Origin of the sequence: Actinoallomurus sp. NPDC052274 (assembly GCF_040679475.1) — a bacterium.
GTDB classification, from domain to species: Bacteria; Actinomycetota; Actinomycetes; order Streptosporangiales; family Streptosporangiaceae; genus Actinoallomurus; species Actinoallomurus liliacearum.
The window spans coordinates 34,153-45,070 of the sequence record NZ_JBFAUT010000066.1; the positions used below are offsets into that span (position 1 = coordinate 34,153).

Genomic DNA, 10,918 nt, shown 5'->3' on the forward strand with positions numbered 1-10,918 from the left:
TCGGAGGTCCTCATGGCCCGACTTCTCCGCCCGTACGCCCAGGCCCGGCCGGACGAGCCCGCCGTCGTCGACGAGCGCGGCACGACCACCTGGCGGGAGTTGGACGCGCGGGTCGACCGGCTCGCGGGGGCGCTGCGCGGCCTCGGCCTGACCGCGGGCGACGTCATCGCGATCCACTCGGGGAACCGGCGGGAGCACGTCGAGATCATGGCGGCGGCCACCCACATCGGCCTGCGGTACGTCCTCGTCAACTGGCACTGGAGCGCGGACGAGCTGGCGTACGTGCTGGCCGACTCCGGCGCGAAGGCGATCTTCTCCGAGGCCCGGTTCGCCGAGACCGCCGTGGCCGCCACGGCGGAGACGGACCCGTGCATCAGGATCGGCCTGGGCGAGATCCCGGGCTTCCGGCCGTACGAGGACGTTCTGGCCGCCGGCCCGGACGGGGAACCCGCGGACCAGGTCCTCGGCTGGCCGATGATCTACACGTCGGGCACCACGGGCCGTCCGAAGGGGGTCAGCCGCAAACTGGTGCGGCCCGGCGCGCCGATCGACACGATGGCGACGATCGCCCCCACGTACGCCCAGGCCCTTCACATCCCCGAGGGCGGCCGATCGCTGCTGGTCGGCCCGGTCTACCACTCGGCGCAGTGGCTCTTCTCCTACGTCCTGCTGTGCGCCGGGCGCTCGCTCGTCATGCGGCAGGGCTTCGACCCGGAGGAGACGCTGCGGCTCGTCGAGCGGTACCGGATCACCAACACGCACCTCGTGCCGACCCAGTTCGTCCGGCTGCTCCGCCTCGACGAGCGGACCCGCCGCGCGTACGACCTGTCCAGCCTCGCCGCCGTTTGGCACGGCGCGGCGCCGTGCGCGCCCGACGTGAAGCACCGGATGATCGAATGGCTCGGCCCGGTCGTGTACGAGTACTACGGGTCGACCGAGGCGTCCATCAACACCGTCGTCACGTCCGAGGAGTGGCTGGAACGGCCGGGCACGGTCGGGCGGCCGCTGCCCTCCGTGGAGACCCACGTGCTGCGCCCGGACGGCACCCCGTCCAAGCCCGGCGAACCCGGGCAGTTGTGGTTCCGCTACGCGAGCGGCGACGACGTCGAGTACTGGGGCGACCCCGAGAAGACCGCCTCGATCCACCGCGACGGGCTGTTCACCACCGGCGACATCGGCCACCTGGACGAGGACGGGTACCTGTTCCTCGCCGACCGGGCCATCGACATGATCATCAGTGGCGGGGTCAACATCTACCCGGCCGAGATCGAGGGCGTCCTCATCACCCACCCGGCGGTACGCGACGTCGCGGTCTTCGGCGTGCCCGACGAGGAGTACGGCGAGCAGGTCAAGGCGGCGGTCGAGCTGGAGGAGGGCCACGTGCCCTCGCCCGAGCTGGCCGAGGAGCTGATCGCGCACTGCCGCGCCTCACTGGCCCGCTACAAGGCCCCCCGCTCGGTCGACTTCGTCGACGCCCTGCCGCGCACGCCCACCGGCAAGCTCTACAAGCGGCTCGTCCGCGAGCCCTACTGGACCGGCCGGGACAGGCGCATCTGAGGCGCGCGGCAGCCGATGCCGGCGCGCCGGCCCAGCGGCGGATGAGCAGGTATCGGCGCGCCGCTCAGCACCAGTGGCCCAGCTCGGCGTCCTCGAGAATCCGGCGCAGCTCGACCTGGTCGGCCCGCCAGCCGACCAGGTCGTAGTACCGCTCGGACGGCTCGCGGACGACGGGGACCCCGGGCGCGTACGCGCGCATGGCCCGGGCCAGCCGGGCGGAGTGGCACCGCCAGCCACGGGCCTCGGCGTGGAAGCTGACGGCGAGCACCAGTCCCTCTCGCGTCGGCCGCCGGTCGAGCCGGCGGAGGCGGGCCCAGGCGCCCAGCGGAAGGTCGTGGCGGGAGACCGCCTCGTCGAGTTCGGCGAGGTGCCGCTCGGGGGAGCCCGGGGCGGTGGGGTGCACCCGGAGCCCTACGCACCGGACCGTGCCGTGGACGAAGTCCGTACGCCGGGAGAACAGTACGAGCGCGCTCACCTCGTCCCAGGTGAACCGGTGGTGCCCGCCGTCCGTCGACGCGCCCAGGAAGATCCCGTCCGCGTCGACGGCGAAGGCGATCCCGCCGGTGCGCCGGGCCCGCGCCAGCCGCACCGCCCCGGCGGCGGTCAGCAGGATCGACGCGACCGCCAGCGCCATGGGCGGGGGCACGCGGTCCGGGTGCCCGCCGTGTGCCGCGCCGGCGATCCAGCGGATCGCCTTCCCGCAGGCGAACGCCCCGGCCACGATCATGAGGATCGGCGAGACACGCCGGTACCGGGCGACGTACGGCGTCGGTGCGGGCTCGTCCGGGAGCTCGGTGGTCACCGCGCGCATCCTCCGCCTCAGGCTCTGGTCCTCCGGCGCACTGTACTGCGTGGCCTCGGGGATCGCATGAGGATGGGGCCGCCTCGGCCGCCGGACGGCCGTGGTCCCCCCCCCACGGCGGTCACCGGCTCGGCGGCGGTCTGGTACCGAGCGTCGGACGGCCGTGGTCCCCCCACGGCGGTCACCGGCTCGGCGGCGGTCCGGTACCGAGCGTCGGACGGCCGTGGTCGCCACGGTCGTCGCCGGCTCGGCGGCGGTCAGGCGCCGAGCACCGGGTAGTCGGTGTAGCCCCGGTGGTCGCCGCCATAGAAGGTCGCCATGTCCGCCTCGTTGTACGGACCGCCCGCCTTGATCCGTGCCGGCAGGTCCGGGTTGGCGAGCCACAGGCGGGCGTGCGCGATCGCGTCGGCCAGCCCCTCCCGCAGCGCGTCGACGCCGGCCTCGGGGGTCGCCGGGAGCGGCTCCGGCGACGGATGCGGGTTGAGGATCAGCGCGCCCGGCCACGCGGCCCGGATCGCGCGCGTCGGCCCGCGGTCGCCGGCCTCCATCACGTGCACGTAGGCGAGGCCCAGCGGCGCCAGCGCGCCGGCGAGCGCCGGGTACAGCTCGCCGGTGTCGGACTCGGTGATGCCGTTCACCGGGGCGCCGGGGGAGACCCGGATCCCGACCCGCTCGGGCCCGATCGCGTCCGCGACCGCCTCGGCGACCTCCACCGCGAACCGGATCCGGCCCGCCACCGAACCGCCGTACGCGTCGGTCCGCCGGTTGCTGCCATCGGCGAGGAACTGATGGATCAGGTAGCCGTTGGCCCCGTGCAGCTCGACGCCGTCGAACCCGGCGTCCAGCGCGTTGCGCGCGGCGGACGCGTGGTCCTCGATCGTCCGGGCGATGTCGTCCACCGTCATCTCCCGGGGCGTCGGGTGGTCGAGCATGCCCTCGGGAGTGAACAGCTTCTGCCCCGAGGCGATCGCCGAGGGCGCCAGCGGGAGCGCTCCGTCCGGGTACAGGACCGGGTGACCGATCCGACCGGAGTGCATGAGCTGGACGACGATCCGGCCGCCCTTCTCGTGGACGGCGTCGGTCACCTTCCGCCAGGCCGCCACCTGCTCGGAGGAGTGCAGGCCCGGCGTGTTGAGGTAGCCCTGGCCGATCACGCTCGGCTGCGTGCCCTCCGTGACGATCAGCCCGGTGGCCCGTGCAGGAACGACTGTCGGGCCTGCCGGGCCCGCAGGCGGACGCGCTGCGCACGGTCTTCGGCTCCGGCGGCCCCGGCCGGGGCGACCGCTTCCTCACCGGGCTGGCCCTCCTCACGCTGCTGGCCGACCTCGCCGACGAGACGCCCGTGCTGTGCCTGGTCGACGACGCGCAGTGGATCGACTCGGCGAGCGTGGACGCGCTGCTGTTCGCGGCGCGCCGGCTGTCGGCGGAGGGCGTCGTCATCGTCTTCGCCGCCCGCGACGACGGGTTCGCCGGGCACGGCCTGCCCGAGATCGAGCTGACCAGGCTCGACCGCGCCGACGCCGCGCGGCTCCTCGCCGGCCGACGGCTGCCCTCCGATCGCCGGGACCGGGTCATGGCCGAGGCCGACGGCAACCCGCTCGCGCTCCTGGAACTGGGAGCCACCGGGCGGCGGCACGACGGCGGGCACGGGCCGCTGCCGGTGGCCGACCGGGTTCTCGCGGCCTTCCGCGCCCAGATCGGCCGGCTGCCCGAGCGGACCCGGCTGATGATGCTCGTCGCCGCCGCCGAGGCGCGCGGCCACCTGCCGACGCTCCTCGGCGCGGCAACGGCCCTGGACGTGTCCCCCGACGACCTCGAACCGGCCGAGCAGGCGCGGCTGGTGGAGGTGACCGGCACCTCCATCTCCTTCCGGCACCCGCTGGTCCGCGCCGCCGCCTACCAGGGCACCTCGCTCGCCCGCCGCGTCACCGTGCACCGGGCCCTCGCCGCCGCCGCGGCCGACCCCGACTGCCGGGCGCGCCATCGCGCCGCGGCCGCGACCGCGCCCGACGAGGACGTCGCCGCCGACCTCGAGGCGGCCGCCGTACGCGCCCGCGACCGCGCGGCCGGGGCGGCCGCCGCGGCCCTGTTCCAGCAGGCCGCCCAGCTGACGCCCGACACCGGCGGCCAGGCCCGGCGCCTCACCGAGGCGGCCGGAGCCGCCCTGAGCGCGGGCGGCGCCGACCGCGCCGGCGAGCTCGCCGTACGGGCCGAAGGACTCACCGCCGATCCGGCCGCCCGGACGCGGCTGGCGCGGATCCGTGCCGCCGTCGAGTTCGAACGCGGCGATCCCCGGCAGGCCGCCCGCATCCTCGTCGCGCAGGTCGCCGACGACCGCGGAGCGGCCGCGATGCTGCGCATGGGCGCCTCGTACGCCTGGCTCTCCGGCGACGCGGAGGCGATCCGCGCCGCCGCCGAACGGTCGGCCGCGGCCGGGTACCGGGATCCGCTGATCCAGGGCATGGCCCACCTCGTCGACGACGACTTCGCGCGCGGCGTCCCGCTGATGCGGGAGGTTCTCGAGGACGCGCCGGGCGGCGGTCGCCGGACGGATGTGTCCGACGCGGGGCCCGAGGAGCCCGGCGCGCTCGTCGAGGCGATCCACGCCGGGCTGATCCTCGGCGATGACGACGCGGCGATCCGGCTGGCGACCGCCGAGGTCGCCCGCTGCCGGGAGCGGGGCCTGGCCGGCGAACTGGCGGGCGCGCTGCAGCGCCTGGCCCAGGCGCAGGTCGCCGCCGGGCTGTTCCGCGACGTCGAGGCGAACGTCGCCGAGGCGATCACGATCGCCCGCGACACCGGCCGGCGCCAACGGGTCGGCCGGCTGGAGATCGTGCTCGCCTGGGTCGCCGCCGTCCAGGGTGACGAGGAGCGCTGCCGGGCGCTGACCGATGACGCGCTCGGCGTCGGCGGCCGGAGCGCGCCGGGCGCCGAGGCCGCCGCCGCGGCCTGCGCGCGCGGCCTCCTCGACCTCGGCCTCGGCCGCTACGACGACGCGCTCGACCGGCTGGAGGAGGCGCGACGCGGTCCCGGGGACTTCACCACCGCCGTGACCGTCGCGAACGCCGACCAGGTGGAGGCGGCGGTCCGCGCCGGGCGCCACGAACGGGCGGAGCCGGCGCTCCGCCGGTTCGAGGAGTAGGCGCGCGCCGGCGGCCTGCCGTGGGCGCGAGCGGTCGCCCTCCGCTCTCGCGCGCTCCTGCACGACGACGAGGCGGCGTACGCCGAGGCGCTGCGCCTCCACGACAAGGGCGGGCGGCCGTTCCAACGGGCCCGGACCGAACTGCTGTACGGGGAGTGGCTGCGCCGCGCCCGCCGCCGCTCCGACGCGCGCCTCCCGCTGCGCTCGGCGCTGGAGATCTTCGAACGACTGCGCGCCGAGGCGTGGGCCGAGCGGGCGCGGACCGAGCTGCGGGCGACCGGCGAGTCCGCGACCGCCGCCCGCCCGGCCGCCGCCGACCTCCTGGAGCGGCTCACCCCTCAGGAGCTGCAGGTCGTACGGCTGGCGGCGGAGGGGAACAGCAGCCGGGACATCGCCGCGCAGCTGTTCCTGAGCCCGCGGACGGTGGAGTACCACCTCTACAAGGCGTATCCGAAGCTCGGCGTCTCGTCCCGCCGCGAGCTGGCCCGCCTGGAGCTGACGCGGTAGCGACCTATACTCCGGATCCATGGCGGACGATGCGCTCTCACCGGATCCCGACCTGGTCCGCGCGTTGCAGGCGCTGTCGAATCCGATGCGGCTGCAGATGCTGTCGTGGTTGCGCGAGCCCGAGCGTCACTTCCCGCCGGAGCAGGCGATCGCCGACCAGGTCGAGGTCGGGGTGTGCGTGAGCCACATCCAGGCCAAGGCGGGCCTGGCCCAGTCGACGGTGTCCGCGTACATGGCCGAACTTCAGCGTGCCGGCCTGGTGCGCGCCACGCGTGTCGGCAAGTGGACCCACTACAAGCGCGACGAGCAGCGCATCGCCCAGCTCGTCGCCGCGCTCGGCCGGACCCTCTAGAGAGCGCCGGACCCTCGTACGGTCGTGGCGGTACGGCGATGGGTTGCATCTCATATCGAAGATCTGCGATATTTCGATGCGTCACGCTGGAGTGGACGAGGAGATGTTCGATGGGCGGCATTGACGGCCTGGATCTCGGGACGTTCGGGATCTACACGTTCGACTTCGAGCACCAGCCGGCCGCGCGGATGCGCGAGTCGATCCAGGAGCTCGAGGAGCTGGGCTGGCGGGCGTTCTGGTTCCCCGAGGTCGGCGGGCGGGAGGCGTTCACGCAGGCCGGCTACCTGCTCGCCGCCACCGAGCGGATGCACGTCGTCAACGGCATCGCGCAGATCTGGTCGCGCACGGCCCGGGCGACGTACGGCGGCGGCCGTCTCCTGGCCGACGCCTACCCGGACCGGCACGTGCTCGGCCTGGGGTTCGGCGGCGAGCGGCTGCCGGGCGTCAAGCCCCTGGCGGCCATGCGCGAGTACCTCGACGCGATGGACGCCATCGAGGCGGCGAGCCCCGCGCCGCGGGCTCCGATGCGCCGGGTCCTGGCCGCGTACGGGCCCAGGATGCTCGAACTGGCCCGCGACCACGCCGCCGGCGCCCACACGTACCACGTCACGGTCGCGCACACCGCGCAGGCGCGGGAGACCCTCGGGCCGGACGCGTTCCTGGGCGTCGAGCACCCGGTGCTCTTCGAGACCGATCCCGGCACGGCCCGCGCGATCGCGCGCGAGCACCTTCACCCGTACCTGACGACTCCGTACAACATCGCGAAGTTCCGCCGGCTGGGCTACTCGGAGGAGGAGATCGCCGGCGGCGGCAGCGACCGCATCGTCGACGACCTCGTCTTCTGGGGCGACCCGGACGCCATCGTGGAGCGGCTCCACGGCCACGTCGAGGCCGGCGCCGACCACGTCGCCGTTCAGGTCATCGGCATCGAGCCCGGCGCGTCGGCGATGCCACACTGGCGCACGCTCGGCGACGCGCTGCCACTCCGATCCGGCGCCTGAGCCCGGCCCGGCGCCTGAGCCCGGCCCGGCGCCTGAGCCCGGCCCGGCGCCTGAGCCCGGCCCGGTGCCTGAGCCCGGTCCGGTGCCTGAGCCGGGGCGCGGCGTGGGCGCGGGACGTACCGGCGCCCACGCCGGACCGGATCAGGCCAGGGACGCGTCGAGCGTGATCTTGGTCCCGGCCAGCGCCTTGCTCACCGGGCAGTTGGCCTTCGCCTGCTCGGCGGCGCTCTGGAAGTCCTCGGCGGACAGGCCGGGCACCGACGCGCGCACGGTCAGGTGGATGCCGGTGATGCCCTCACCCGGCTGGAAGGTCACGTCGGCACGGGTGTCCACCGACTCCGGCGGCGTGCCGGCCCCGGCGAGGCCGTGCGACAGCGCCATCGAGAAGCACGTGCTGTGCGCGGCGGCGATCAGCTCCTCCGGGCTCGTCTTGCCCTCGGGCTTCTCGGCCCGGGACGGCCAGTTCACCTCGAACTCCCCGACCTTGGAGGAGTCCAGCGACACCTTGCCCTGCCCGCCCATGAGCGGGCCTTCCCAGTGAGCGTTCGCGGTACGGACGGTGGCCATGTGATGCTCCTTCTGGACGTGCACGGGGTCCGCCGCCGAGCGGCGGCGCGCCCGAAGAGTGGTAATTCACTGGACTCGGCCCAACGGCGCCCCGATCATCGAGGGCATGTCCGAACCCGTCGTCCCGATCATAGGGGCCGAGCCTGAGGCACCCGTCGACTACCGCCTCGACACGACCGACTCGCTCCGCAGCGTGATCGACGTCCTCGCCCTGCAGCCGTTCACGACGGGCCGCCAGCCGTACGCCCGGGTCAAGCACCTGGACCGGATCCGCCCCGACGCGCCGCTGCGCCCGGCGGACGCGGGGGTGCTCCGCGCGGTCCGCGAGGACAACTGCGAGGCGCTCCTGGCCTCCGGCGACGGCTGGACCCTGCGGGCGGCCCGCTGGCGCAGCGGGGCGGGCGTCGTCGAGGTCACGGCCGTGAGCGACGAACTGGCCGCGGCGATCCTCGCGCAGTCGGTCCGCGACGCCGTCGACGAGGCACCGGCGCAGGACCGCGTCGAGATGGGCTTCTGGCACTCCGGCCGGCAAGGGCCACAGCGCCGCGAGCGGTCGATCACGGCGCCGCCGTGGGCGGAGATCAGAGGGAACTACGCGGCGAGGGCCGCGGCGGCCGTCGACCGGCTCGCGGCGGTCCAGGCGGCCGACGTGACCGGCCGGCTCCTCCTCCTGCACGGTCCCCCCGGCACCGGAAAGACCACGGCCCTGCGGGCCCTGGCCCGCGAATGGGCGAAGTGGTGCCAGTTCGACTGTGTGCTCGACCCCGACGAGCTCTTCGGCGACCCCGCCTACCTCATGGAGGTCGCCGTGGGGGACGAGGACGACGACGAGGACCGGCGCTGGCGGCTGCTCGTCCTCGAGGACTGCGACGAGCTGATCCGCGCCGAGGGCGGCGAGAAGACCGGGCAGGCGCTGTCCCGCCTGCTGAACCTCACCGACGGCCTGGTCGGCCAGGGCCGCGACGTGCTCGTCGCGCTCACCACCAACCGGCCGCTGGCCGGTCTGCATCCCGCCGTCGTTCGCCCCGGCCGGTGCATCGCGCAGATCGAGATGGGTCCGCTGTCCAGGGCCGAGGCGGCCACCTGGCTGGGCACCACGGACGGCGTCCCCGACGGCGCGACGCTCGCGGAGCTCTACGCGATCCGCGACGGCCGCGCCCCGGACGCCCCGCCCCCGACCTCGGGCACCGGCTTCTACCTCTGAGCGACGCTCCGTCGTCCTCTTGATGAGGATGACGGCCGTTTTTCGCGTTTCGGCGGCGATGCCGCTCAGCCCTCGTGCTCTGCCGTGCCGACGATCGTGAATGGTGCTCGAACCCCGGTGGAGAAGTGCGCCGCGGCCTCGAGCGCGGCGATGGCACGGGCTTCGAGGGGCATGCCGGCGTCGGCCGTGGCGTGGAGGGCTCCGAGGGCGATCTCCGCTCCGCACCCGACCGCCGTGTATCCGTCCGCCAGCTCGCCCACCTGGTAGTCCGAGCCGATCTCGAAGAGACGGCCACGGAGGCCGACGAGGAACGACCCGCCTTCTTCCTGATCGTTGCTCTTGCTGGCCCATCCACCCTCTTTGAGGCCCTCACGAACGCCGTTGATGAAACCGGTGCACATGAACGCGTGCAGGCCGTCCTCGCCGTCGGGCGGGACCGGGGCCTTGAAGGCGTAGCGGAGGATCTGGCCCATGCGGAATGAGGTGGTGTAGCCGATCACGTAAGGCCCGTTGACGAAGACCTTGGCGTCCAGACGGGGCTGAGTGACGTCTCCGCCTACCCCGGCGGAGTCTCCAGCGATGACGACGGTCTTGCCGTCAGTGATGCCGACGATCGCGGTCATATGGGGGGCTTCCAATGCGTGGGTGGACGAGGTACTGGACAGTCTGCACGGCGGGGAGCCCACCGTCTCCAGCTTTTCTCGGAGCCGTACCCGCCCGGGGGACCGCTCGGGTGGCGGCCGAGGGATGAGCGTCCGGCCGACGCCCAGGGGATGCGCGCAAGGCTCGGCAAAAGCCCACGCGACCGAGCATCGTCGCCCAGGGTCGTACAGGGGGCTGGCGCAAGGGCTCGGTAATGGCCCGCACCACCGGGCGGTTCGCCCTCTTTCGGACCCCGCTCCGAGTGGCTTCACCGAGCATTACGCCCGCCCCGACGCGAGCCGAATCCATCAGAGCGGCGTCGCCTTGAGGAATGACGGCTGGGTGAGTGGAGTCCACTGGTGGACACTGGCGATTTCACCGATGCGGGGGTCGGCTCCGGAGCCGGAGACTCTGCGGCGTATCAACCCTTCCCACCCCGCAGGAGGAGTTCATGCGCCGAACACTCGGCTCGTTGCTGGCGGCCGTACTCGCCGCCGTCGGCGTCGTCTTCGGCACCATCGGGACCGCGCACGCCGCCGGCCACACGCCCGTCGTGTTCGTCCACGGCTACACCGGCAACTCGACCAACTGGGTGACCGCCGAGGCGGTGTTCGAGGCGGCCGGCTACAGCGCCAACGAGCTGTACGCCTTCAACTACGACTCCTACGGCGACAACAAGACCAACGCGGCGTCCCTCGCCTCGTACGTGCAGCAGGTACGGCGGCAGACCGGCGCGGACAAGGTCGACATCGTCAACCACTCGATGGGCGGCCTGGTCAGCCTCTGGTACATCAAGGAGCTCGGCGGCCAGCAGTACGTCCGCCACCTGGCGTCACTGGCGGGCGCGAACCACGGCACCACCGCCGCGCTGGCGTGCGAGGTGTACGTCACCTGCCAGGAGATGACCCCCGGCTCGTCGTTCATCGCCACGCTGTCGTCGGGTGACGAGACGCCGGGCGACACGAAGTACGCGACCTGGTACTCGCCGTGCGACGGGGTCATCAACCCCTACACCAGCACCGAGCTGAACGGCGCCACCAACAACTACGCCGCGCCCGGGCGCAGCAGCCCCTCGATGGCCTCACCGCGCAGGCCGGGATGCGGGGGCGACACCGACCGCCGGGTGAAACCCGACTCCTCGTCC

Annotated in this window: 11 protein-coding genes; 7 read left to right on the forward strand and 4 right to left on the reverse strand. The window is 73.9% G+C overall.

Translation table 11 applies throughout. From position 1 onward, the window contains the following. The first annotated feature begins 12 nt into the window (after positions 1 to 12). Entirely contained in the window at positions 13 to 1,557 is a 1,545-nt protein-coding gene (locus AB0K82_RS37470; RefSeq protein ID WP_364406293.1) for an AMP-binding protein, read from the forward strand. 64 nt (positions 1,558 to 1,621) lie between these two features. Here the strand turns inward: AB0K82_RS37470 and AB0K82_RS37475 are convergent, their stop codons facing one another. After that, positions 1,622 to 2,359 (reverse strand): hypothetical protein, encoded by a 738-nt coding sequence (locus tag AB0K82_RS37475; RefSeq protein WP_364406296.1) that lies wholly within the window; start codon positions 2,357 to 2,359, stop codon positions 1,622 to 1,624. Between the two features lie 257 nt (positions 2,360 to 2,616). Continuing rightward, positions 2,617 to 3,543 carry an alkene reductase gene (locus AB0K82_RS37480; RefSeq protein WP_364406318.1) on the reverse strand — a complete coding sequence of 309 codons (927 nt, stop codon included), beginning with the start codon at positions 3,541 to 3,543 and terminating at the stop codon, positions 2,617 to 2,619. Between the two features lie 11 nt (positions 3,544 to 3,554). Between AB0K82_RS37480 and AB0K82_RS37485 the strand changes: the two genes are divergently transcribed. The 4 genes from AB0K82_RS37485 (at position 3,555) to AB0K82_RS37500 (ending at position 7,361) form a co-directional block, all read left to right on the forward strand. Continuing rightward, complete coding sequence (locus AB0K82_RS37485; protein WP_364406299.1) at positions 3,555 to 5,501, forward strand: helix-turn-helix transcriptional regulator; 1,947 nt, start codon at positions 3,555 to 3,557, stop codon at positions 5,499 to 5,501. 321 nt (positions 5,502 to 5,822) lie between these two features. Continuing rightward, positions 5,823 to 6,008 carry a helix-turn-helix transcriptional regulator gene (locus AB0K82_RS37490; protein WP_364406321.1) on the forward strand — a complete coding sequence of 62 codons (186 nt, stop codon included), beginning with the start codon at positions 5,823 to 5,825 and terminating at the stop codon, positions 6,006 to 6,008. Positions 6,009 to 6,027: 19 nt separating this feature from the next. Continuing rightward, a complete protein-coding gene (locus AB0K82_RS37495; protein ID WP_364406302.1) occupies positions 6,028 to 6,360 on the forward strand; it encodes a metalloregulator ArsR/SmtB family transcription factor in 333 nt (110 codons plus the stop codon). Between the two features lie 110 nt (positions 6,361 to 6,470). Beyond that, positions 6,471 to 7,361, forward strand: a complete 891-nt coding sequence (locus AB0K82_RS37500) for a TIGR03620 family F420-dependent LLM class oxidoreductase (protein ID WP_364406304.1) — start codon at positions 6,471 to 6,473, stop codon at positions 7,359 to 7,361. A gap of 141 nt (positions 7,362 to 7,502) precedes the next feature. Here the strand turns inward: AB0K82_RS37500 and AB0K82_RS37505 are convergent, their stop codons facing one another. Continuing rightward, positions 7,503 to 7,928 carry an OsmC family protein gene (locus AB0K82_RS37505; RefSeq protein WP_364406307.1) on the reverse strand — a complete coding sequence of 142 codons (426 nt, stop codon included), beginning with the start codon at positions 7,926 to 7,928 and terminating at the stop codon, positions 7,503 to 7,505. A 106-nt stretch (positions 7,929 to 8,034) separates the two neighbouring features. On the opposite strand from AB0K82_RS37505, the gene AB0K82_RS37510 reads away from it, so the two are divergent. Further along, complete coding sequence (locus tag AB0K82_RS37510) at positions 8,035 to 9,132, forward strand: DUF5925 domain-containing protein (RefSeq protein ID WP_364406310.1); 1,098 nt, start codon at positions 8,035 to 8,037, stop codon at positions 9,130 to 9,132. Positions 9,133 to 9,197: 65 nt separating this feature from the next. Here AB0K82_RS37510 and AB0K82_RS37515 read toward each other — a convergent pair whose 3' ends face one another. Continuing rightward, positions 9,198 to 9,755: a hypothetical protein gene (locus AB0K82_RS37515; protein WP_364406312.1), complete on the reverse strand. Its 558-nt coding sequence runs from the start codon at positions 9,753 to 9,755 to the stop codon at positions 9,198 to 9,200. A 470-nt stretch (positions 9,756 to 10,225) separates the two neighbouring features. Between AB0K82_RS37515 and AB0K82_RS37520 the strand changes: the two genes are divergently transcribed. Then, on the forward strand, positions 10,226 to 10,918 hold a 693-nt coding region (locus AB0K82_RS37520; protein ID WP_364406314.1), incomplete at its 3' end, for a triacylglycerol lipase.